Origin of the sequence: Streptosporangium sp. NPDC020072 (assembly GCF_040631445.1) — a bacterium.
GTDB lineage: Bacteria > Actinomycetota > Actinomycetes > Streptosporangiales > Streptosporangiaceae > Streptosporangium.
In genome coordinates this window covers 21,412-45,300 of record NZ_JBEYAB010000018.1, presented here as the reverse complement: position 1 = coordinate 45,300, position 23,889 = coordinate 21,412, and the positions used below count along the sequence as shown (strand labels likewise).

Here is a 23,889-nt window from a genome sequence, read left to right as displayed (position 1 = left end):
AAGTGTCGCAACGGCGGCGAAGGTTAAACAGTTTCACGTTTCCGGCGCGCCGTCTCGTGCGCCGTTGCGCCTACCCCGTCCTTCTCGTCGCCGTCGTTTCGACAGCCGTGGTGGCCATAGGCCGCCACCTGGATTTCGGTCAGGTCAGCGCTCTTTTCCTGGCCGGCACGATCGCATACCTCGCACTGCTCGAACGGGTGGTCCCCTACGAGCGTGGCTGGCATCCCGACCGCCGCGAATGGGGTTGGTACGGTCTCTACCTCGTGCTGACGCTCGCCACCAGCAGCGTGGCGCAGTTCCTGGTGACGACCCTCGTCGGCGTCCTGGCGGTCCGGGTCCCGATGATCCCCCTGTGGGCGGAGATCCCCACGGCCCTTCTCGTCGGCTCGCTGGCCAGTTACGTGGTCCACCGGCTCGCGCACACCCGCCCCCTGTTGTGGCGCCTGCACGGTGTCCATCACGTCCCCGAGAAGGTCAACGTCGCCAACAACGGCGTCAACCACGTCTTCGACGTCCTGTTCGAGCAAGGGATCGTGCAGCTGTCGCTGGCGCTGGCCGGCTTCTCCCAGGAGGCGGTCTTCGCGGTCGGCCTGTTCGTCGTCGCGCAGGGCTACTTCGTACACGTCAACGCCGACATCCGCATCGGCCCGCTCAACTACGTCTTCGCGAGTCCAGAGCAGCACCGTCTCCATCACAGCACCGACCTGTCGGAAGCCGGTCACTACGGCTCCGACCTGTCGATCTGGGATCTCATGTTCGGCAGCTTCACATGGCGTTCCGGCCGCACACCGGTCGCCGTAGGGCTGACGGACCCCGCGTCCTTCCCCAGGACGGACGCAGTCCTTGCCACCTTCTCCCACCCCTGGCGCCGACGCCCCGCGGTTTCGTCGCCGGAGGCCGGTGGCCCGGCCGCCTGACCAGGTCGGGAACGCGCGCCGTACGGGCGCGTCCACTGTTGTCCGCTTTCCCCTCATGCTCGCGCACAGCGCCATCACACAAGGATCAATCGTGACGGACCTCAGTAATGCTACTCTCCGTGACAAGATCGCCATTATCGGTATCGGGTGTAGATTCCCCGGAGGAGCCTCCGATCACCGCACGTTCTGGCAGAACCTGATCGAGGGCAAGGACTGCATCACGCCGACACCCGCCGACCGCTACGACGTCGCGACGCTCGGCAGCCGGGACAAGACGAAGCCGGGAAGGCTCGTCGGCGGCAGGGGCGGTTACATCGACGGCTTCGACGAGTTCGACCCCGCCTTCTTCGGCATCAGTCCCCGCGAGGCCGACCACATGGACCCGCAGCAGCGCAAGCTGCTCGAGGTGGCCTGGGAGGCGCTGGAGGACGGCGGCCAGAAACCCGGCGAACTGGCCGGGACCGACGTCGGAGTGTTCGTCGGGGCCTTCACCCTGGACTACAAGATCCTGCAGTTCGCCGACCTGAGCTTCGAGACCCTGGCGGCGCACACCGCCACCGGGACCATGATGACGATGGTCTCCAACCGCATCTCCTACTGCTTCGACTTCCGCGGCCCCAGTGTCTCCCTCGACACGGCCTGCAGCTCGTCGCTGGTGGCCGTGCACCTGGCGTGCCAGAGCCTGAGCAGGGGCGAGACCAGCCTCGCGCTCGCCGGAGGCACCCTGCTGCACATGACGCCGCAGTACACCGTCGCGGAGACCAAGGGCGGCTTCCTGTCCACCGAGGGGCGCTCGCGCACCTTCGACGCCTCGGCCAACGGCTACGTGCGCGCCGAGGGCGTCGCCGTGGTCGCCCTCAAGCGCCTTGAGGACAGCCTGCGCGACGGCGACCCGATCCACGCGGTGATCGTGGGCAGCGGGGTCAACCAGGACGGCCGTACCAACGGCATCACGGTGCCGAACCCCGACGCCCAGGTCAGGCTGATCGAGCGTGTCTGCGCCGAGGCGGGCGTCGAACCCGGCAGCCTGCAGTACATGGAGGCGCACGGCACATCGACACCGGTCGGCGACCCGATCGAGGCGGGCGCGCTCGGCCGCGCGCTGTCCATCGGCCGCAGACCCGGCGCCAAGTGCTACGTCGGCTCGGTCAAGACGAACATCGGGCACACCGAGTCGGCCGCGGGGATCGCCGGTCTGATCAAGACCACCCTGGCCCTGAAACACAGGAAGATCCCCCCGCACATCAACCTCGAACAGGTCAACCCGGCCATCGACCTGGAGTCGATGCCGTACGAGATCCCGGCGGAGCCGACCGACTGGCCCGAGCACGAGGGACCGGCGCGCGCCGGCGTGAACTCCTTCGGCTTCGGCGGCACGAACGCGCACGTCCTGCTTGAGGAGGCTCCGTCACGCCCGGCCGAGCCCGCCCCCGCGCGCGACACGGGACACGCCATCCTGCCGCTGACCGCGCGCGACCCGCAGGCCCTGCCCGAACTGGTCAGGGGCGTCAGGCAGGAGCTCGCGGCCGGTGTCTCGCCCGGTGACCTCGGCTACACGCTGGCCCGCCGCCGTCAGCACCTCGAATCACGGCTCTCCGTGGTCTACTCCTCACCCGAGTCGCTCGACGAGCGCCTGGCCGACTACCTGCGCGGCGAGCAGGGGCCGTACGTGCTGCAGGACCAGCGGCGCGAGGGACCGCGGCCCGAGCTGGTGTGGGTCTTCACCGGCATGGGCCCCCAGTGGTGGGCCATGGGCCGCCAGCTCCTTGAGAGCGAGCCGGTCTACCGCGAGGTGATCGAAGACTGCGACCGTGAGATCCGCCAGCAGGCGGGCTGGTCGCTGATCGAGGAGATGGGCGCGGCCGAGGCCGACTCCAACATGGCGGAGACCTGGCTGGCGCAGCCCGCCAACTTCGCCGTGCAGATCGGCCTGGCGGCGCTGTGGCGCTCCTACGGCGTGCACCCCGACGCCATCGTCGGGCACAGCACCGGCGAGGTCGCCGCCTTCCACGAGGCGGGCGTCTACGACCTGCGCGAGGCGGTCAGGGTCGTGCTGCACCGCAGCCGCCTGCAGCAGAAGCTGGTCGGCACCGGCACCATGCTCGCCGTGAGCCTGCCGGAGGACGAGGCGCGGAGCCGCGTCGCCCCCTACGGCGACCTGATCTCGGTCGCCGCGGTCAACAGCCCGACCGCGATCACGCTGGCGGGCGAGGAGGAGGCGCTCGGCAGGTTGCAGGCCGAGCTGCAGGCCGAGCAGATCTTCGCCAAGTTCCTCACCGTGCGGGTGCCCTACCACAGCGCGCAGATGGACCTGATCAAGGACGAGCTGCTGTCCTCGCTGGCCGGGCTCGAAGGACACCCCGCACGGGTCCCGCTCTACCTGACGGGCAAGGAGGGCCTCGCGCGCGGCCCCGAGCTGGACGCGGAGTACTGGTGGCACAACGTCCGCGACAGCGTCCGCTTCCGCGCCGCCGTCGACCGCCTCGCCGACGACGGCTACGGCCTGTTCCTTGAGATCGGGCCGCACCCGGTGCTGGGCCACTCGATCAAGGAGTGCCTGGAGGCCAAGGACGTCGAGGGCAGGACGCTGCCCTCCATCCGCCGCCAGGAGGATGAGAACGCGCGCTTCACCATGTCGCTGGCCGCCCTGCACAACCTGGGTGTCGACATCGCCTGGGACAGGCTCTACCCCTCGGGTGAGACGGTGACGCTGCCGCGCTACCCGTGGCGGCGCGACCGCTACTGGACCGAGCCCGAGCAGGTCAGGCAGGTACGGCTCGGCAGGCTCGACCACCCGCTGCTCGGCCGCCGCCTGGCCATGACCGAGCCCACCTGGGAGGTCAAGCTCGACACCGAGGCGCTGCCCTACCTCGACGACCACCGCATCCAGGGCAACGCGCTGTTCCCCGCGGCGGGCTACCTGGAGATGGCGACCCAGGCGGTGCTGGCGATGACCGGCGGCACGGAGGCGACCCTGGCCGACGTCGAGCTGCGCAAGGCGCTGTTCCTGCCCGAGGGCGAGGTCAGGACGGTCCAGCTGTCCTTCTCCTCGGAGGGGGCGTCCTTCACCGTGGCCACGGTGCCCGACGGCTCGGGCGACCGGGTCGTGCACGCGGGCGGCGTCGTGCGCGCGGGCCAGCACCGCAGGCTCAACCCGGCACTCGACATCGAGGGGATCAAGGCGCGCAGCGAACGCCACCTCCGGGGAGAGGGCTGCTACGCGGCGCTGGCGGACATGGGCTACCACTACGGCCCCGCCTTCCAGGGGATCGAGGAGGTCTGGATCGGCGGAGACGAGGCGCTCGCCCGCATCCGCCCGCCCGAGGCGCTCGGCGGCGACGCGGCCAACGCGCACTTCCACCCGGCGCTGCTCGACGCCTGCTTCCAGACCCTGCTGACGCCGCTGGTCCTCAGCCACACCGAGGGGACCGGCATCCGCCTGCCGCTGTCGATCGAGGAGGTGCGCGTCCGCCCCGTCGGCGACCGGCCGCTGTGGGTGCACGCGACCGTCGTACGGCGCGGCGGCGACGAACTGGTCGGCGACATCGCCGTCCACGACGCCGACGGCGCCTCGCTCGGCCGGATCAGCGGCTTCCGCGCCGCCGACGTCGAGAAGGCCTCGACGGCGGTCGGCAGGAGCACCATCGACGGCTGGCTGGCCGAGGTGACCTGGGTCCGCAGGCCGTACGGCGAGCCCGCGGCCGAGAGCGGCGAGGGCGCGGCGGGGAACGCCGGTGAGACAACGCGGGACTGGCTGATCCTCGCCGACTCGCGAGGGGTCGCCGACGAGCTCGCGGGCCTGCTGCGCGCCCGGGGCACCCGCTGCCACCTGGTCCGCCCCTCGGACGTCTACCGTCTTGAGGACGCCGACGGCGAGTCCGCGGTCGTCCCCGGCTCCGCCGACGACCTCGCCCTTCTGTTCGACGGCCTGGAGGCGAGCGGCACGTCGTTCGGCACCGTCGCGCACCTGTGGAACCTCGACCTGCCGTCGATCGAGGAGACCGACCGCGACTCACTCGCCGGGCACAACGGCCTCGGCGCCTACTCGCTGGTCGCGCTGGCCCAGACGCTTCCCGCGGGGCAGGACGACAGCAGGCTGCACGTCGTCACCCGGGGCGCGCAGGCCGTCACCGCGGACGAGGCGGCCGAGCCGCTCGGCGCTCCCGCGTGGGGCGTCACCCGGGTGCTGCGCCACCAGGAGCTGACCACCTGGCGCGGCAAGCTCGTCGACCTCGACCCCGCGGGCGGGGACGTCAAGGCCGAGGCCGAGGCGTTGCTGCGTGAGCTGCTGACCGACGACGAGGAAGAGATCGCCCTGCGCGGCGGCGAACGCCACACCAGCAGGCTCGCGCAGGCCGCGGACCTGACCAGCCCGCTCCCGCTGCGGCTGCGCGCCGACGGCGGCTACCTGGTGACCGGCGCGTTCGGCGCGCTCGGCAGGCTGATGTGCCGCACGCTCGTCGCGCGGGGCGCCCGCAGGCTGATCCTCGTCGGCCGCACCCGGCTGCCGGAACGAGACCGATGGCGCGAGACGGACCCGGACACCACCGCGGGCCGCAACGTGCGCTTCGTCAAGGAGCTTGAGGCGCTCGGCGCCCAGGTGATCCTGGCGCCGCTCGACATCACCGACGAGGCGGCCCTGACCGCCTGGCTCGACGACTACCGGCGCAACGACTCCCCGCCCATCCGCGGCGTGTTCCACCTCGCGGGCCACGTCCGCGACACGCTCGTCCCCGAGATGGACCGGCAGGCCTTCGACGCCGTCCACGGCCCCAAGGTCGCGGGCGCCTTCCTGCTCCACCGCCACCTGCGGGACGAACCGCTTGAGCACTTCGTGCTGTTCGCCTCGATCGCCTCGCTGCTGACGACCGCGGGCCAGACGAACTACGCGGCGGGCAACGCCTTCCTGGACGCGCTGGCGCACCACAGGCGCGCCAAGGGGCTGCCCGCGCTGAGCCTCGACTGGGGCCCCTGGGCCACCGGCATGATCGAGGAACTCGGCCTGATCGACCACTACCGCAACAGCCGGGGGATGAGCTCGCTGCCACCCGACGCGGGCATGGCGGTGCTCGAACGCGTCATCGGCCAGGACAAGGCCCAGCTGCTGGTCGCGACCGTCGTCGACTGGCCGGTCTTCATGGCCTGGTACGACTCGCCGCCGCTGCTGGTGACCGAGCTGGCCGCGGCCGCGGACACCTCCTCACCCGCGGAGAGCGGGGGCTTCCTCGACACCTTCCGCGAGGCCGACGAGGACAAGCGCAGGCTCCTGGTGACCGAGCGGTTCACCGCGCTGGTCGCGGGCGTGCTGCGGGTGCGGGCGGAGCAGGTCGAGCCCGAGGTCAGCCTCAACACCCTGGGACTGGACTCCCTGCTCGCGATGGAGGTGCGGGCCCGGGTCCAGGCCGACCTCAAGGTCGCGCTGCCGGTGGTCGCCCTGCTCAGCGGCACCTCCGTCGGAGACCTGGTCACCCAGCTGCACGACGGCCTGGCCGCCCTGGTCGCCGCGGACGCGGACGACGACGGCGCCGACGCCGCGGTCGAGGTGTACCTGGACGAGAACCAGTACCCCCTGACCCAGAACCAGAAGGCGCTGTGGTTCCTCAAGCAGCTCAACCCCGACGGCTTCGCCTACAACATCGGCGGCGCGGTCGAGGTGCGGGTCGAGCTCGACCCCGAGCTGATGTTCGACGCCGTCCGCGCGCTGATCCGGCGCCACCCCATCCTGCGCGGCAACTTCGTCCTGCAGGACGGGCAGGCGCTGCAGCGGATCTCCGCCGAGGCCAGGGAGGACCTCGCCCTGTTCGACGTGCAGGACGAGGAGTGGGACGACATCTACCAGATGATCATCCGTGAGTACCGCAGGCCGTACGACCTGGAACGGGACCCGCTCGTCCGCTTCCGCCTGTTCAAGCGGGGTGAGGACCGCTGGGTGATCATGAAGGCGGTCCACCACATCATCTCCGACGCCATCTCGACCTTCACCTTCATCGAGGAACTGCTGGCCATCTACGAGGGTCTGCGCCGGGGTGAGCAGGTCGAGCTGCCGCCGCTGACGGCCACCTACCTCGACTTCCTCAACTGGCAGAACCGCTTCCTTGCCAGTCCTGACGCGCGGCGGATGCTCGACTACTGGCGCGGTCACCTGCCGGCCGAGGTGCCGCTGCTCAGCCTGCCCGTCGACAAGCCCCGCCCGGCCGTGCAGACCAACAACGGCGCCTCCGAGTTCTTCGTGCTCGACGCCGACCTCAGCGCCCGCGTCCACGCGCTGGCCCGTGAGAACAAGATGACCGTGTTCATGGTGCTGCTGAGCGCCTACTACCTGCTGCTGCACCGCTACTCGGGACAGGACGACATCATCGTCGGCAGCCCGGTGACGGGCCGCACCCAGGAGGAGTTCGCCTCCCTGTACGGCTACTTCGTCAACCCGCTGCCGCTGCACGTCAGCCTCGCCGGTGAGCCGTCGGTCTCCGAGCTGCTGGCGCAGGTCCACACCACGGTGCTCAACGGCCTGGACAACCAGGAGTACCCGTTCGTGCTGCTGGTGGACAAGCTCGGCCTGCAGCACGACCCCAGCCGCTCGGCGGTGTTCCAGGCGATGTTCATCCTGCTCGCCCACAAGGTCGCCACCGAGAAGTACGGCTACCGCCTGGAGTACATCGAGCTGCCCGAGGAGGAGGGGCAGTTCGACCTGACGCTCTCGGCCTACGAGGACGAGGCCGAGCAGCGCTTCCACTGCGTGTTCAAGTACAACACCGACCTGTTCCTGCCCGAGACGGCACAGCGCCTGGCCTCGCACTACGTCAACCTGCTCGACGCGCTGACCCGCGCCTCCTCGGCGCAGCCCGCGACCCGCCTCGAACTGCTCGCCGCCGACGAGCGCGAGCGGGTCCTGGAGACCTGGAGCGGTGCCAGGCGCAGGACGCTGTACGAGACCCCCGTGCACGAGCTGATCAGCAGGGCCGCCGCCAGGAACCCCGGCGCGGTCGCGGTCACGGCCCCCTCGGAGACGGGTGAGACCGTCCGGCTGACCTACGCCGAGCTTGAGGAGCGGTCCAGGGCGCTGGCGGGCAGGCTGCGCGGCCTGGGTGTGCGTGAGGGCGCGGTGGTCGCGCTGTGCCTGGACAAGTCCCCCGACCTGATCGTCACCCTGCTGGCGGTGCTGCGGGCCGGTGGAGCCTACCTGCCGCTCGACCCCGACTACCCCGCCGAGCGCCTGGCCTACATGGTGCGCAACGCGGGCGCCGCGCTCGCCGTCGTCGACGAGTCGGGCCGGGAGAGCCTGGCCGGGGCGGCGGGGATGACGCTGACCCTGGAGGAACTGCACCGGGACACCGCGGAGGCGCGGGACGACGAGCCGGAGTCCGAGGTCGGGCTCGACGACCTCGCCTACGTCATCTACACCTCGGGATCGACCGGCAGGCCGAAGGCCGTGCAGGTCACCCACCGCAACCTGGCCTCCGTCAACGCCGCCTGGCGGGAGGCCTACCGCCTGGACGAGGACGTCCGGGTGCACCTGCAGATGGCGAGCTTCTCCTTCGACGTCTTCACCGGTGACCTGGTCCGCGCGCTGTGCTCCGGCGGCAACCTGGTCCTGGTCCGCCGTGAGCTGCTGTTCGACACCGCGCGGCTGTACCGGACGATGCTGGAGGAGAAGGTCGACTGCGGCGAGTTCGTGCCCGCGATCGTCCGTGGCCTGACGGCCTACTGCGAGCGGGAGGGCGAGCGCCTGGACTTCATGCGCCTGCTGATCGTCGGCTCCGACGCCTGGAAGGTCGAGGAGTACCGGCGCCTGCGCGCCCTGTGCGGCTCGCGGACCCGCCTGGTCAACTCCTACGGCCTCAGCGAGGCCACCATCGACAGCGCCTACTTCGAGGGCCCGGCCGACGAGCTCGACCCCAGCCAGATGGTGCCGATCGGGCGGCCCTTCCCCAACAGCGCGCTGTACATCCTCGACGAGCACGGCGAGCCGGTGCCGCCCGGCGTCCCCGGTGAGTTGTGGGTCGGCGGCGACGGCGTCGCGACCGGTTACCTCGGCGACCCCGAGCAGACCGCGCAGCGCTTCGTCACCGTGACCCTCGGCCGCGGGGACGGGGCCGAACCGTTACGGCTCTACCGCACCGGCGACCTGGCGAGCTGGGACGCCCACGGCGACGTGCGGCTCCTCGGGCGCGTCGACGCGCAGATCAAGGTGCGCGGCCACCGCATCGAGATCGGCGAGATCGAGACGCGGCTCGCCGCCTGGCCGACGCTGGCGCAGGCGGTGGTCACGGTCGTCGCGGACGCGCGCGGCGAGAACGCGCTGTGCGCCTACTGCGTGCCCGCCCAGGGCGAGTCCCTGGACTGGCGCGAGCTGCGCAGGCACCTGGCCGGGTACCTCCCGACCTTCATGGTCCCGTCGTACTTCGTCGAGCTGCCCGAGCTGCCGCTGACGCCCAACGGCAAGGTCGACGTCGCGGCGCTGCCCGCGCCCGAGGCGGACACCGGGGAGCGGGCCTACGAGGCGCCGGTGACGCTGTACGAGATGCGCATGGCCGAGCACTGGAAGGCGCTCCTCGGCCTTGAGCAGGTCGGCCTGCAGCACGACTTCTTCGAGGTCGGCGGCAGCTCGATCAAGCTGATCGAGCTCATCTACCGGCTCCAGGGCGAGTTCAACATCACGATCCCGGTCAGCCACCTGTTCAAGGTCACGACCCTGCACGGCATGGCCAAGACGGTCGAGCACATCATCACCGGCAGGCTGGGCGGCGCGCAGCCGTACCTGTGGTTCAACCCCGACCAGGACCGGACGATCTTCTGCTTCCCGCCCGCCGGCGGCCACGGCCTGGTCTACCGGCAGCTGGCGGCGCACCTGCCCGAGTACCGGTTCGTCGCGTTCAACTACGTGGCGGGGGACGACAAGGTCACCCACTACGCCGACCTGATCGAGTCCCTGAGGCCCGAGGGCCCCTGCGACCTGTTCGGCTACTCGCTCGGCGGCAACCTCGCCTTCGAGGTGGCCAAGGTGCTCCAGAGCCGGGGGCGCGAGGTGCCGAACGTGGTCATCATGGACTCCTACCGCATCTCCGAGTCCTTCGAGCTCGGGGAGGAGCACCTCGCGATCTTCGAGCGTGAGCTGAGCGAGCACCTGCTCAGGCACACCGGCTCGGAGATCGTGGCCGAGGAGACGCTCGGCCAGGCCAGGGAGTACATCGACTTCTCCAGCCGCACGCCGAACCTCGGAGTGGTCTCCGCCGCGGTCAGCGTGATCTCCGACGAGGAGAAGGTCTCCTTCTACGCCGCCGCCGAGAGCGGCACCTGGCACGGCAGCTCCGAGGTCCGCACCGAGGTCTTCCGCGGTTCGGGCACGCACGCCGAGATGCTCGGCCAGGACCACATCGCACGCAACGCGGACCTGGTCCGCGAGATCCTCGCGGGAGGCGCCACCCATGCCGGCTGAGACCGAACAGGACTGGAGCGTCCGCGAACGACCTCCAGGAGGCAGGCCCCGGGTCCTCGTCATCGGCGGGGGCGTCGCGGGCATGGCCACCGGCTGCTACGCGCAGATGAGCGGGATGGAGACCCGCGTCCTCGAAAGGCACGTCCTGCCGGGGGGCTGCTGCACCGCCTGGGCGCGTGACGGTTACGTCTTCGACTACTGCATCGAATGGCTGATCGGCACCGCCCCGGGCAACAACGCCAACCAGGTGTGGCGGGAGCTCGGCGCGCTCGACGGCAAGACGATCACCAACTTCGAGATGTTCAACAAGGTCACCGACGAGACCGGCAGGTCGGTGACGTTCTACAACGACCCGGACCGCCTGGAGCGGCACCTGCTGGAGGTCTCTCCCGCAGACGCCGCCCTGATCCGGTCGTTCTGCCGTGACCTGCGGCGCTTCGTGAACATCGACCTGTACCCGTTCCTGAAGCCGCCGCCGCTGCAGACGGCGCGGGAGAAGCTCGGCACACTGCGGACGGTCCTGCCCGCCTTCCGGCTGTTCTGGCGCACCGCGGCGACGCAGATGCACACCTTCGCCGACAGGTTCCAGGACCCGCTGCTGCGCCGGGCCTTCCGCAACATCTTCTTCCAGGACCCGGAGAGCTTCCCGGTGCTGCCGTACCTGTTCAACATGGCCAGCGCCCACAACGGCAACGCCGGCTTCCCGCAGGGAGGGTCGCTGGGGCTGGCCCGCTCCATCGAGGAGCGCTACACCTCGCTGGGCGGCACGATCAGCTACCGGGCGAGGGTGGACAGGATCCTGGTCGAGGACGGGCGCGCGGTCGGGGTCGAGATGCGGGGCGGCAAGCGGTACTACGCCGACCACGTCGTCTCGGCCTGCGACGGCCACACCACCGTGTACGGCCTGCTGGAGGGCAAGTACACCAGCCCGAGGATCGAGAAGCTCTACGACGAGATGCTGAACCGCCCCGGCATCCTGTTCCCCGCGGTGGTCTCGGCCTTCGTCGGCATCGACGGCGACTTCGAGCCCGGCGACGCGCACAGCACCACCTACCTGCTGCCCGAGGAGGAGGGGGCCAGGCTGCCCGGCGCGCTGCAGAGCAGCCTGGTCGTACAGCTGCGCTCGCGTTACTCCGAGGGGTTCGCGCCGCAGGGCAAGTCGGTGATCCACTGCACCTACTTCAGTGACTTCGGCTACTGGAGGACGCTGCGCACGGAGAACCGCAAGGAGTACTGGGCGCGTAAGCGGCAGGTCGCCGACTTCGTCCGGGACTTCCTGGAGCGGCGCTATCCGGGGCTCGGTGAGCGCATCGACCTGGTCGACGTGGCCTCGCCCGCGACGACCAGGCGCTACACCGGCAACTTCAACGGAAGCATCCTCGCCTGGAAGGCCTTCTCCGACGCCGACGACCTCGCGACCAAGCTGGTCAACGAGGACCGTATGCGGCTTCCGGGGCTGCGCGGCTTCTCCATGGCCGGTCAGTGGGTCGGCATGGGCGGCCTGATCCGCGCCGCCTCGACCGGGCGTTTCGTCGTGCAGTACCTGTGCGAGGAGCTGGGGATGGAGTTCAAGGCCTGGGAGAGCGACAACGACGAGGCCTGGCATCCGGGGAAGTTCGGCCACATGCCACAGCTCGACAAGCGGCTCGTGCGATAGGTGGCGACAGTGATCACCAAGGAGAACAGGGACGTGTCACGGCCCGGTCAGAACAGAGAGACGATGATCATCATCGGCGCCGGTCTCGGTGGTCTGTCCACCGGCTGCTACGCGCAGATGAACGGGTACAGGACCCAGATCTTCGAGATGCACGAGATCCCCGGCGGCTGCTGTACGGCGTGGGAGCGGGGTGACTTCACCCTCGACTGCTGCATCAGCTGGCTGCTCGGCAACGGGCCGGGCAACCAGATGCACCAGATCTGGCTCGAACTCGGCGCGCTCCAGGGCAAGCAGATGCGTCACTTCGACGTGTTCAACATCGTGCGGGGACGCGACGGCAGGGCGGTGTACTTCTACTCCGACCCCGACCGGCTCCAGGCGCACCTGCTCGACCTCTCGCCTGCCGACGCCAAGCTGATCAAGGACTTCTGCGCGGGGCTGCGGGCGTTCAGGAAGTGCCTGGCCGTCTACCCCTTCCTGAAGCCCGTCGGCCTGATGGGCCGGATCGAACGGCTGCGGATGCTGGCCTCCTTCGTCCCCTACTTCAACGTCATCCGCAAGTCGATGGCGGTGCTGATGACGGAGTACTCGGCGAGGTTCAAGGACCCGCTGCTGCGGGAGGCGTTCAACTTCATCCTCTACGAGAAGCACGCCGCCTTCCCGGTGCTGCCGTTCTACTTCCAGCTGGCCTCGCACGCCAACCTGTCGGCGGGCGTTCCCGAGGGCGGCTCGCTCGGCCTGTCCACCTCGATCGAGCAGCGCTACCTGCGGCTCGGCGGCAAGGTGACCTACAACGCCAAGGTCGAGGAGGTGCTGGTCGAGGACGACCGCGCGGTCGGCGTACGGCTCAGCGACGGCAGCGAACACCGCGCCGACATCGTGGTCTCCGCCTGTGACGGCCACACCACGATGACGAAGTTCCTCAAGGGGCGCTACCTCAACGAGGCCTACCGGAAGCTGTACACCACGACCATCAAGGAGCCGGGCATGGTCTTCCCCGGCTACTTCTGCCTGTTCCTCGGCCTGCGGCGCCCCTTCCCCGAGGGGGACCCCTGTACGACCTATCTGCTCACGGAGGAGGAGGCCGCCGACCTGACCGGCATCCGCCACCCGAGCATCAACGTGCAGTTCCGCAGCATGCACTACCCCGAGCTGTCGCCGGAGGACAGCACCGTGGTCTACGCGACCTACTTCTGTGACATCGCCCCCTGGCGCGCCCTGGCCGAGGGGCCGGAGCAGTCCAGCCGCAAGCACAAGGGAGAGGAGATCCACACCATGCCGGTACGGCGCGGCCGCGAGTACTCCGCGGCCAAGCGCCGGGCACGGCTGGCGCTCATGGAGTTCCTCGAACGGCGCTTTCCCGGCATCACGGACGCGGTGGCCGTACGCGACGTGTCGACGCCGCTCACCCAGGTCCGCTACACCGGCAACTACGACGGGACCGTCCTGGGCTGGCAGCCGTTCGTGGAGAGCGGAGAGACCCTGGAGGAACTGGTCAAGAAGCACGGCCCCGGCCTGCCCGGGCTGGAGAACTTCTACCAGTCGGGCGTGTGGGCCACCACCGGCGGCCTGATCCGCGCCGCCGCGGCGGGCAGGCACGTCATGCAGTTCGTCTGCCGTGACGACGGCAAGGAGTTCACCGCCTCCATCGACGACACGGCTCCGCCGCCGACCCACCTCGTGATACCGGTCGGGCCGCGTCCCGGCCGGGCGGACGCCCCGGCGGAACCCCGCAGGCAGGCCGTGCCCACCGGCCGGTAGTTTCAGGGGGCGGCCGGTTCTCCGGCCGCCCCCATGAGCGTCTCCGCGACGGCCCGGGCCCGCAGGGCGGGGACGGTGGAGCGTTCACGCAGGGCGGTGACGATGGCGCCGTCCATGAGCATGACGAGTTGCGGCGCGAGCGCGGCGGCGCGGGGGTGCCCGGCGGCGGTGAGCAACGACTCGACGTAGCCGGTCACCCGGTCCTTGTGGCCGGCCGCGACCCGGTGCGCGGCGCCCGCGGGGTCGGCGGCCTCCACCATCGTGTTGATGAACGCGCAGCCGCGGAAGTCGGCGCGGGCGAACCGTTCGGCGAGCGCGTCGAAGACCGCCAGCGGCCCGCCGCCGTGCGCGGCGACCCGTTCGGCCAGCCATTCGCGCCACCGCCGGTCACGGCGTTCGAGCACGGCCACGACCAGGTCGTCCTTGCCGGGGAAGTGGCGGTAGAAGGAGGCGCGCCCCACCTTGGAGACGGTCAGGATCTGCTCGACGCCGACCGCGCGCACCCCCTGGGCGTAGAAGAGCTCCTCGGCGGTGTCCAGCAGGCGTTCACGGGCTCGGGTCGGCACGTCGTCGATTCTATCCGCCGTTGACGCAAATGGAACTGATCGGTACCGTCTTCTCAAACGGAACCGACCGGTACCGTTTTGGGTTCTGATCACGGAGGACACCATGCCGAGGCTGCCGCAGCTGACCGAGGATCCCGACGGCCTGCTTGAGGAGACACGACGGCAACTGGGCAGAGTGCCCAACCTGTACGCCGCCCTGGCCAACGGCCCCGCCGCGCTCCGCGGCTATCTGGCCATGCGCGATGCGCTGTCCCGCGGCGTGCTCAGGGCCAGGCTGCGCGAGCAGATCGCCCTGCTGGTCGCCCAGGAGAACCGCTGCGTCTACTGCGTCAGCGCGCACACGCTGCGCGGCGGCCTGATGGGCATGGACGGGCGGCAGCTTGAGCGCACCCGCGACGCCCGCGACGACGACCCGCACACCGAGGCGGTGCTGCGCCTCACCAGGCAGGTCGTCAGGACGGGCGGCAGGGCGGACGACGAGGAGCTCGCCCTGGCCAGGAAGGCCGGGGTGACCGACGCCGAACTCGCCGAGATCGTCGCGCACGTGGCGCTCAACACCCTGTCCAACCACTTCAACCACCTGGCCCGCCCCGACCTGGACTTCCCCGAGGTGACCGTATGACCCTCACCTGGCGCACCGCCTCCGTCGAACTCGTCGAGGGATACCTGCTGACCGGCGAGGACGGCGCGCCCACCACCCGCGTGGGACAGGCCCGCGTCGCCTTCGAAGGGGGGTTCGCGCACGTCGAGGTGCCGGGCAGCGGTCGCGTCGAGGTGCTCTCCGCCCCGGCGATCCGCATGGTCACCTACCGTTCCGAGGACTCCTGCGCCGTGTGACGCCCGCCGTGAACCTTCCGGCGGGGCCGCAGTCCCTCCAGGTGGTCCAGTACGGCTCGCGCCACCTCGCGCTTGGAGGCCGAGGGACGCTGGAAGCGCAGGTCGGCGACCTCTTCGAAGAAGGCGGCCCTGCGCTCGTGCAGCTCGGTCGCCAGGGCCAGCGGCTCCATGCCGAACCGCGGCCGGTACGGCTTGGCGGCGATCTTCTCGGCGACGAACTCGGGGGCGGCGTCCAGCCAGACGACCAGGGCGGGCTTCATCTCGGTCCGGGCGCCGGGGTCGTCGAGCACACTGGAGGCGGCGGCGATGACCGGAGCGGGCCGCTCCGCGAGGCAGGCCCGCAGGTGCTCGACCTCCCTGGCGTGCAGGACCTCCATCCCCTCACGCTCGGCGATCTCCGCGGCCGTGGCGCCGTAGCGTTCCCGGAGATACTCGTCGCTGTCGCGCACGGGCCTGCCGAGGCTCTCGCCGAGCAGGCGCGAAACGCTGGTCTTTCCCGCCCCCATCAGGCCGACCACGACGATCGGGATGTCGTTCGTCATGCTGCCCTCCTCCTGCCGGCGCCCAGGTGATCCCCACCGTCGGCCCCTGCCCGGAAAACACCGTCCCATCCACCCTGGTTTCCCCTCTCCCATCGGCTTCCCGGCCTTGCGGGGGAACAGACCGGTTTGCTGCGTCCTGCCGGAGGACCGGAAAACGGGCACACGCGACGGTCCTCCACGGCGAACCTCTCGATGGAGGGCTGTTACAAAGCCGCAGGAAGACCGAGAAGTTTCCCTCCTACCGTCATCGTTGTGCCGGGCGGGGCGTGCTGAGACGCCCCTCGTCGGGTCCCGGCGCGTACGAGGCCCAAGGGGGAGACGATGAGAAGGATCACAACGGCCGTGGCCGTCACGCTGCTCGGGTTCGTGGTGGTGACCTGCGCGGCGGCCTGCGGGGCCGACGAGGTCAGGCGGCCGCTGGCCCAGACGTTGTCCCCGGAGGACGCGGAGCCGGTCTCCCACGAGGTTCCGCAGGAGAGCGGGGTCTACGTGATCAATCTGTACGGTGCCGAGGAGGGGCAGCCCGCCCGGCGCCCGGCGAACCTGGTCGCCTCCGAGTTCAGCACCCTCAAGGGGATCACCTGGCGGAGCTGGGGCCCCGAGAGGGCCGTCGGCGGCGGCAGGCTGAGCGGGACGTGGTGCCTGCCCGGCTGTCAGGCCAGGCCGTACGAGGCGACGATCACTCTCAGCAAGGCCAGGAAGGTCGGGGAGAGGCGCTACTTCACGAAGTTCGACATCACCGGTGACTTCCCCCGCCCTGACAGCCCCAAGGACACTCTGAGCGGGACGCTCCCGCTGCCGTTCTCCACCCCCTGAACTGCGGGTTTCTGAGCGGAGGGGTCAGCGGGTCGCATACCCTCCACACGATGATGACCGGTGTGAAGCGAGCAGCCCCCCTGAGCGCCGCCGTTCTGACCGCTGTTCTGACGATGATTCCGGTGGTGGCGGGGTGCGGAGCGGACGGCGGGGTGCGGGTGGAGGGGTCGGCGCCGCCCTCCAAGCCCCCCAGAGGGCCCGTCTACGTGATCGCCTACCTGGGAGATCCGCTGCGACGGCCGAGCAGGCTCGCGTTGGACGAGTTCAACAGCGTCACGGGGATTCGCTGGGAGTCCTGGGGAGGAGAGAGCGCCGTGGGAACGGGTGAGCTGAGCGGCACGTGGTGTCTGCCCGGCTGTCAGGAGAGGCCCTACCGGGGGACGATCACGCTCAGCGAGCTGATCTGGCACGAGCGGGCCGGATACTACGGCCGGTTCACGGTGAGGGCCGACGGCCTCCCTCCTGACAAGGCCAAGGAGCTGACCGGCGGGAAACTCACGGTGCCGGAGTCCTGAGACATGATCGACGTGCTCCTGGTCGAGGATGACCCGGTGATCCGCGAGGCCACTGGCATGGCCCTGGAGCTGTACGGCATGCGGGTGCGGACCGCGTCCGACGGACTGGCCGGCCTGGCCGAGTTCCGCGCCCGCCCACCGGATGTCGCGCTGCTGGACGTCATGCTTCCGCACCTGGACGGGGTCAGCCTGGCCAGGCGGATCAGGGAGGGCGGCGAGACCCCGATCATCATGATCTCCGCCAGGTCCGACGCGATCGACGTGATCAACGCCCTGGAGGCAGGGGCCGACGACTACGTCACCAAGCCGTTCGACGCCGCCGTGCTTCACGCAAGAATCCGCGCCGTGCTCCGCCGTGTCGCCATGCCCGGGCAGGCGAACGCGCCACTCGCCTTCGGCGACCTCGCGATCGACGTCGAGTCCATGGAGGTACGGCTGCGCGGCGAGCGGGTGGCGCTGACGCCGACCGAGCTGAAGCTCCTGCTGGAGTTCGCCGCGGAACCGGGGGTCGTGCTGTCGAGGGACACTCTGCTCAACCGGGTCTGGGACTACTCCTGGGACGGGGACACCAGGGTCGTCGACGTCCACGTGCAACGGCTCAGAGCCAAGATCGGTAACGACCGCATCGAGACCGTGCGCGGTTTCGGCTACAAACTGCGGAGATGACGCATGGGTCTGCGCGCGAAGCTCAGCCTGGTCATCGTGGGAATGTCGGTGCTCGTCGCCACGGTCCTGAGTCTTCTGGTCCACACACGTACGGCCGTCGTCACACTCGACTCCGCGCGGCGCGGCCTGGACGCCGAGCTGACGAGCACCCTGATCCGTCACCAGGAGGGGCAGGACACCCCGCTGGCGGCCGGAGACGTTCCCGCGCCGCTGGCCGCGGCCCTCGGCGAGGGGACACGCGCCACCTACCTGCAGGACGGCACCACTCTCTGGGCGGCGACCAGGGCCGACGGGCAGACGCTCTCGCTGCGCCGCTCCTACGAGGCGGAGAACGCGGAGCTTGCCCGGCTCGACCGCATCCTCCTCGGTTCCGGCCTGGCGGCGGCGCTGTTCGCCTCCGGTGTGGGGCTGGTGGTCGCGGGCGGGCTCAGCAGCAGGATCCGCGCGGTGGCGAGAACGGCCGCTCACATCGCCGAGGGGGACCTGTCCGCCCGGGTCGAGGCGCGGGGCCGGGACGAGATCGCAGCCGTCGGGGCGGCGCTCGACCAGATGGCCGACGCGTTGCGGGCCAGGCTCGAAGCGGAGCGGCGGGTCACCGCCGACATCGCCCACGAGCTGCGCACCCCCGTCGCGGGACTGGTCACGGCGGCAGGGCTGTTACCGTCGGGGCGCCCCGCCGAACTGGTCAGGGACAGCGCCGCGACGCTGCGCCGCCTGGTCGAGGACATCCTGGAGGTGGCCCGGCTCGACGCCTCCGCCGAGACGCCGGTCAGGGAGGTCCGCTCCTCGGGGGCGCTGGCCAGGCGGGCGGTCGTGGCCTCGGGGGTGCCGGGCGTCGAGGTGGTCGTCGCAGGTGAGGCCGAGGTGGAGACCGACCCGCGACGGGTCGAGCGGATCCTCGCCAACCTCGTCACCAACGCGGCAAGACACGGAGCCCCGCCCGTTCGGGTCAACGTCACCGGGTTCAGCGTGACGGTCAGGGATCACGGTCCCGGTTTCCCCGAACCGATGCTCGTCATGCTCCGTGAGCACGGCCCACAGCGCTTCGGCACCGGGTCGGCCGCCCGTGAGGACGGCGTCGGCCTCGGGCTGACCATCGCCGCGGGACAGGCCCGTGTCCTCGGGGCGCACCTCAGCTTCGCCAACGCCCCGGACGGCGGTGCGATCGTCCGGCTGGACCTCGCCTGACCCGGTGGTGCCTGCCGGGTCGCCGGGCACCATCTGCGAGACGACGGAACCGGACGCAGGCTCGAACACCGGGGCTGGAGATCGGCCCCGGATATTGTCTGAGCCCCGCGGTAGCGTCCCTGGCGACGCCGACGAGAACGGGGAACCCCATGAGTGACATCGCCACCCGCTATCGAACCCGTGCCGACATCTTCGCGGCCAAGATCGCCGCTGTGGAGCCCGGCCGCTGGTCCGACCCGTCCCCCTGTGAGGAGTGGACCGCGAGAGACGTCGTCGGTCACATCATCGACATGCACGCCGTGATGCTCAGGCCCCTGGGCCGGTCGCTGAGCCCCGCGCCGTCCGTCGCGCAGGACCCGCTCGCCGCCTTCACCGCGGCCCGCGCCGACGTGGAGGCCCTGCTCGACGACCCGGCCACCGCAGAGAGGAAGGTGGACACCCCGACCGGCAACGTGTCCGTCGAGCAGCACATCGACCAGGTCGTCAGCGCCGACATGGTGCTGCACGGCTGGGATCTGTCCCGGGCCACCGGGCAGGACGACACGATCGACCCGGCCGAGGTCGAGGCGATGTGGCCCCATGTCCAGTACATTCCCGATGAGATGCGCATCCCCGGTGCCTTCGGCCCCGGGGTCGTCGTCCTGGGGCCGGAGGTAGAGGTCCCCGACGACGCCCCGCTCCAGCACCGCCTTCTCGGCCTGTTCGGCCGCGACCCGAACTGGTCCGCCTGAACCGGGGAGGGCGGAAGCCCCGGTCCGCGCGTCCGGGCCGGGAGGAGGGCTCGCGGAGGCGTCCTGGGTCACGGTCCGCTTCATGACCCAGGCAGGAGAAAGAAGCACGCACACGGGTGGGAGAGGGGGTCCTCCGGCGGGGCGATCAGCCGGTGACGCCGGTCCTGGGGGTGAGGCCGCGTGAATAGTCCTTCGTCCTGACCTCGTCGTGCAGGCGCAACCCCCTGGCGCCCATGTCGGTCAGGGTGCGGGCGGCGGAGGTGGGGATGTGGTTGATCAGCCACATCCCCCACGTCAGGGTCCGCAGTGCCCCGGGGCTGGCAGGGATGAGCCGCTTGGCCGCGCCGACGGCGAAGGAGCGGCTGCGCCGTACGTAGTCGCCGATCTCCTGCTCGTAGGCGGGGAAGGCGCGGGTGTGGTCGCCGCCTGCCTCGGCCAGCTCGCCCGCCAGGACGTAGGCGCCGACGACGGCCAGACTGGTGCTGCCGCCGACCGCGGGGCCCGGGCAGTAGCCCGCGTCCCCGGCCAGGCTCACCCGCCCCCGTGACCAGGTGTCCATGCGCAGCTGGGTGATCGAGTCGAAGTAGAACGCCGTGGCACGGTCGAGCTCCTCACCCAGCAGGCGAGGGACCTCCCAGCCCATCCCGGCGAACTGCTCCCGCAGCAGTTCCTTCTGCCGGGCGACGTCCCGGTGGTGATAGTCGAGTTCGGCCGGAGGGCGGAACAGGAAGACGGCGCGGGCGTCGTCCAGGTGGGCGCCGCCGTACACGCCGACCATCCTGTTGACGCCGGTGATGCCCGATATGCGGTCGCGCAGCCCCAGATAGTTGGGGATCGACATGACCGCCAGGTAGGCCCCGATCCAGGCCGTGTAGCGCGACTCGGGGCCGAAGACCAGGCGCCGGACGTTGGAGTGCAGCCCGTCGGCGCCGATGACCAGGTCGAACCTGCGGGCCGGTCCCCGTTCGAAGGTGACCTCGACGCCGTCGGCGTCCTCGGTCAGGGAGGCGATGGAGTCGCCGAAGACGTACTCGGCGTCGTGCCGGGTGGCCTCGTACAGGATCTCGCCCAGGTCGTCGCGCATGATCTCGGCGTGCCGGTCGGACACGACGCGCATCAGCCTGCCGACGTCGAGTGTGTGCGGGCGGTCGCCGTTCTCCGCCAGGAAGGAGAGCCACTCGGTGCCGGTCTTCCTCGCCTGGACGGCCCCGGCCAGTCCCATCCTGTCGACGATGTCCATGGCCGGGCGGAACAGGTCGACCGCGTGGCCGCCGGCCTTGCGGGGGGAGGGGGCCCGCTCGACGACGGTGACGGCGAAGCCGTATCTGGTGAGCCAGTAGGCGAGGACGGGCCCGGCGACGCTGGCGCCGGAGATGAGGATCCGCATGCGCCGTCTCCTTACTTAACGGGAGGTAAGTTAATTACTTAACGATAGGTAAGCACGGTTGGCGGCGGGGCGCAAGTCTTACTGAACGATAGGTAAGCGATACTCTTGGCTCATGGCGAGGCCCTCGGACACCAAGATCCGCATCCAGGCGACGGCGCGTGAGCTCTTTCGTGAGCAGGGTGTGCAGAACACCAGCCTCAAGCAGATCTCCGACCGGCTCGGCATCACCAAACCGGCTCTCTACTACCACTTCTCCTCGCGGGAGGAGCTGGTCAGGAGCATCCTGCAGCCCGTCATGGACACCCTGGAGGCGTTCGTCATCGGGCGTGAGCCGGGGGAGGGGCGGCTACTGCTCGAAGACTACTTCGATCTCATCTGGCGCTACCGCGAGGAGATCTCGATGGTGCTGCACGCGCCGACCGTGCTCGCCGAGCTGGAAATGGTCGATCGGATGTGGCGCTGGCGCAAGGAGCTGACCGTGCTCCTGCTCGGCCCCGCTCCCTCGGACGCCGCCCGGATCCGCTCGACCGTGGCGCTGGGCGGCATGGCCGACTGTGTGGTCGAACACGCGGATCTCCCCGCGCAGGAGGTCAAGGCCGCCGCCGTCGAGGCCGCGCTCGCCGCCCTCGGACCGCTCGGCCAGGCGACCCCCTGAGGATCACCGAAAGGCGCTTTTCGGGCACCTAAAGTGACCGTATACCCTCCTTCGTACGAGTATGGGTGGTGTACGGGTGGGGACCGGTATCCGTTCTCCCAGATGGCCGTGTGGAATGTTGTGGGGTTCCTCCATGCGTGACCCGGCACCTCCTGGTGTGGGATCGACCTCATGACAGATGAAGGGAAGACGGTGTCACAGCAGGAAGGGACGGCGGGCTCCTCGTCGGGCCGAGGCTTCTCCACCGGAGATCTGGCCAGGGTCAGCGTGTTCGCCGCGCTGATCGCCGTGCTCGGACTGCCCGGGGCGCTGAACGTCTTCGGCAACGCGGTGCCCATCACCCTGCAGACGTTCGGCGTCATGCTCGCCGGAGCGATCCTGGGCACCTGGCGGGCCGGGCTCGCCGTAGCGGTCCTCATGGCGCTCGTCGCGACGGGACTGCCGTTGCTGGCCGGCGGCCGTGGCGGACTCGGCGTCTTCGTCGCGCCCTCCGCCGGGTTCCTGATCGGCTGGCTGCCCGGCGCGATGCTGACCGGCTGGATCGTCGAGCGCGGCGGGCGCACCCCGGGCATCGTCCGCCTGCTGACCGCCTGCCTCCTCGGCGGAGTCGGGATGGTCTACCTCCTCGGCATTCCCGTGCAGGCGGCCGTCACCGGCGTCTCCCTGGGACAGGCCGCGCTGCTCAGCCTCACCTTCCTGCCCGGCGACCTGATCAAGGTGGTGCTCGCCTCCCTGGTGGTCAGGGGGACGCAGCGGGCCTACCCCGACGCCGTCCCCGCCGTGCGGCAGGAGCGGCTCAAGGCCGCGGGGAGGCGTTGACCCGCCCATGCCGGTGGCCCTTCAGGTGGTGCGACACGCCTCGGAGCACCCGCGCCGGATCGCGCTGCGCGCTCCAGGAGGCGACCTGAGCTACGCCGGGCTCGCGAGGCGGACGGAGGCCGCCGCGGCGGCACTGCGGAGCCGGGGGATCGGCCGGGGCTCGCTGACGGCGCTCAGCCTGGCCGACCCGGCCGAGTTGCTCGTCGCCGTGCTCGCCGCGGACCTGGCCGGTGCCACGCCGCTGGTCTGCGACCACACCTGGGAGCGGGAACGGCGCGAGCGGATCATGGCGACGGTCCCGGCCCACGTCCGCGTCGAGGCCCCGCTGCCCTCGGACCCCGGCCCCGTCCCGGTGGACTCCGGGGCCTCGCCGCAGGACCGGGCGTGGGCCTGCTTCAGTTCGGGCAGCACCGGCAGGCCACGCGCCGTGGTACGAACCCGCGCGTCGTGGACGGGTTCGTTCCCGCACCTGAGCGCGCTCACCGGGATCGGCCCAGGCGACGTCGTGCTGGTCCCCGGTCCCCTGACCTCCTCCCTGTACGGCTTCGCGGCCGTGCACGCCCTGGCGACCGGCGCCACGGCCGTCGTCCCCGGCCGCTGGCCGGCGAGGCCGGCCGCCCACCTGGGCGACGTGACCGCGGTCCACGTGGTGCCGCACCGGCTGCCCGCCGTACTCGACGCGCTGCGGGAGAGCGGCGGTGCACGGGGGCGGCTGCGCACCGCGGTCGTCGGCGGGGCGGCGCTGGGCGCGGGCGTCCGTGACCTGGCGGCGCGAGCAGGGGTGGACGTGGTCGCCTACTACGGCGCGACCGAGCTCTCGTTCGTCGCCGCCGACACCGACGGCCACGGCCTGCGACCCTTCCCCGAGGTGGAGATCCAGGTCAGAACCGATCCGGGCCAGGAACTCGGTGAGGTGTGGGCGCGCTCGCCCTGGCTGGCCGAGGGATACCTGACGGCAGGGGCGGGCCCGCTGCGGATCGACGGCGACGGCTGGGCGACGGTCGGCGACGTGGCGGAGCCGTACCGGGCGGGGGAGGTTCTGCGGCTGCGCGGCCGGGGCGGCGGCGCGATACAGACCGGCGGCGCGACCGTGGTGCCGGAGGACGTCGAGGAGGTCCTCAGACGGGCACCGGGGGTCGACGACGTCGTGGTCGTCGGCTCACCGCACCCGGAGCTCGGCTCCGTGGTCACCGCGATCCTGGAGACGGACGGTCCCCGGCGACCCTCACGCGCCACGCTTGAGGAGGTGGCGCGCGGCGGCCTGGACGCCGCGCAACGGCCAAGGCGCTGGTACGCCGTCCGCAGCCTGCCGCGAACCCCGGCGGGCAAACCGGCGCGCGGCCTGCTCGCCGCCCGCCTGGCCGACGGCGACCCGGACATCAGGCGGCTCACCTGA

At 70.7% G+C, this 23,889-nt stretch carries 17 protein-coding genes; 14 read left to right on the top strand and 3 right to left on the bottom strand.

Annotated features, from left to right (window positions below; all coding sequences use genetic code 11):
- Positions 1-107 precede the first annotated feature (107 nt).
- The 4 genes from ABZ470_RS35360 (at position 108) to ABZ470_RS35345 (ending at position 13,771) form a co-directional block, all read left to right on the top strand.
- Positions 108-917: a sterol desaturase family protein gene (locus ABZ470_RS35360; RefSeq protein WP_362916923.1), complete on the top strand. Its 810-nt coding sequence runs from the start codon at positions 108-110 to the stop codon at positions 915-917.
- A 91-nt stretch (positions 918-1,008) separates the two neighbouring features.
- Entirely contained in the window at positions 1,009-10,353 is a 9,345-nt protein-coding gene (locus ABZ470_RS35355) for an amino acid adenylation domain-containing protein (RefSeq protein WP_362916921.1), read from the top strand.
- Positions 10,343-12,010 carry an NAD(P)/FAD-dependent oxidoreductase gene (locus ABZ470_RS35350; protein ID WP_352012591.1) on the top strand — a complete coding sequence of 556 codons (1,668 nt, stop codon included), beginning with the start codon at positions 10,343-10,345 and terminating at the stop codon, positions 12,008-12,010. Before ABZ470_RS35355 ends, ABZ470_RS35350 begins: the two co-directional genes overlap by 11 nt.
- A complete protein-coding gene (locus ABZ470_RS35345; protein ID WP_362916919.1) occupies positions 12,011-13,771 on the top strand; it encodes an NAD(P)/FAD-dependent oxidoreductase in 1,761 nt (586 codons plus the stop codon).
- Between the two features lie 2 nt (positions 13,772-13,773).
- Here ABZ470_RS35345 and ABZ470_RS35340 read toward each other — a convergent pair whose 3' ends face one another.
- Positions 13,774-14,337 (bottom strand): helix-turn-helix domain-containing protein, encoded by a 564-nt coding sequence (locus ABZ470_RS35340; RefSeq protein WP_362916917.1) that lies wholly within the window; start codon positions 14,335-14,337, stop codon positions 13,774-13,776.
- Between the two features lie 103 nt (positions 14,338-14,440).
- On the opposite strand from ABZ470_RS35340, the gene ABZ470_RS35335 reads away from it, so the two are divergent.
- Together ABZ470_RS35335 and ABZ470_RS35330 are read left to right on the top strand one after the other, a co-directional pair.
- The gene (locus tag ABZ470_RS35335; protein WP_362916915.1) at positions 14,441-14,959 is read left to right on the top strand and encodes a carboxymuconolactone decarboxylase family protein; all 519 of its coding nucleotides are present in this window, start codon (positions 14,441-14,443) and stop codon (positions 14,957-14,959) included.
- Positions 14,956-15,174 (top strand): hypothetical protein, encoded by a 219-nt coding sequence (locus ABZ470_RS35330; protein ID WP_362916913.1) that lies wholly within the window; start codon positions 14,956-14,958, stop codon positions 15,172-15,174. Before ABZ470_RS35335 ends, ABZ470_RS35330 begins: the two co-directional genes overlap by 4 nt.
- Here the strand turns inward: ABZ470_RS35330 and ABZ470_RS35325 are convergent.
- Positions 15,144-15,716 (bottom strand): shikimate kinase, encoded by a 573-nt coding sequence (locus ABZ470_RS35325; RefSeq protein WP_362772193.1) that lies wholly within the window; start codon positions 15,714-15,716, stop codon positions 15,144-15,146. The two genes, ABZ470_RS35330 and ABZ470_RS35325, sit on opposite strands and share 31 nt — an antisense overlap.
- Positions 15,717-16,037: 321 nt before the next feature.
- Here ABZ470_RS35325 and ABZ470_RS35320 point away from each other — a divergent pair, with 321 nt between their 5' ends.
- From ABZ470_RS35320 to ABZ470_RS35300, 5 genes are all read left to right on the top strand, one after another.
- A complete protein-coding gene (locus ABZ470_RS35320) occupies positions 16,038-16,532 on the top strand; it encodes a hypothetical protein (RefSeq protein ID WP_362916911.1) in 495 nt (164 codons plus the stop codon).
- 62 nt (positions 16,533-16,594) lie between these two features.
- Positions 16,595-17,047, top strand: coding sequence for a hypothetical protein (locus ABZ470_RS35315; protein ID WP_352012584.1), 453 nt, complete (start codon positions 16,595-16,597; stop codon positions 17,045-17,047).
- 3 nt (positions 17,048-17,050) lie between these two features.
- Positions 17,051-17,713, top strand: a complete 663-nt coding sequence (cseB, locus tag ABZ470_RS35310; protein WP_362916909.1) for a two-component system response regulator CseB — start codon at positions 17,051-17,053, stop codon at positions 17,711-17,713.
- Positions 17,714-17,716: 3 nt separating this feature from the next.
- On the top strand, positions 17,717-18,901 hold the full coding sequence (locus ABZ470_RS35305) for a HAMP domain-containing sensor histidine kinase (RefSeq protein ID WP_352012582.1): 1,185 nt from the start codon (positions 17,717-17,719) through the stop codon (positions 18,899-18,901).
- A 149-nt stretch (positions 18,902-19,050) separates the two neighbouring features.
- The gene (locus ABZ470_RS35300; RefSeq protein ID WP_352012581.1) at positions 19,051-19,632 is read left to right on the top strand and encodes a TIGR03086 family metal-binding protein; all 582 of its coding nucleotides are present in this window, start codon (positions 19,051-19,053) and stop codon (positions 19,630-19,632) included.
- A 145-nt stretch (positions 19,633-19,777) separates the two neighbouring features.
- Here the strand turns inward: ABZ470_RS35300 and ABZ470_RS35295 are convergent, their stop codons facing one another.
- Positions 19,778-21,019 (bottom strand): FAD-dependent monooxygenase, encoded by a 1,242-nt coding sequence (locus tag ABZ470_RS35295; protein ID WP_362916906.1) that lies wholly within the window; start codon positions 21,017-21,019, stop codon positions 19,778-19,780.
- 112 nt (positions 21,020-21,131) lie between these two features.
- Between ABZ470_RS35295 and ABZ470_RS35290 the strand changes: the two genes are divergently transcribed.
- The 3 genes from ABZ470_RS35290 to ABZ470_RS35280 all read left to right on the top strand — a co-directional run bounded on the left by ABZ470_RS35290 (position 21,132) and on the right by ABZ470_RS35280 (position 23,889).
- Complete coding sequence (locus ABZ470_RS35290; RefSeq protein ID WP_352012579.1) at positions 21,132-21,674, top strand: TetR/AcrR family transcriptional regulator; 543 nt, start codon at positions 21,132-21,134, stop codon at positions 21,672-21,674.
- 192 nt (positions 21,675-21,866) lie between these two features.
- On the top strand, positions 21,867-22,493 hold the full coding sequence (locus ABZ470_RS35285) for a biotin transporter BioY (RefSeq protein ID WP_362916903.1): 627 nt from the start codon (positions 21,867-21,869) through the stop codon (positions 22,491-22,493).
- Between the two features lie 7 nt (positions 22,494-22,500).
- Positions 22,501-23,889 carry an AMP-binding protein gene (locus ABZ470_RS35280; RefSeq protein ID WP_362916901.1) on the top strand — a complete coding sequence of 463 codons (1,389 nt, stop codon included), beginning with the start codon at positions 22,501-22,503 and terminating at the stop codon, positions 23,887-23,889.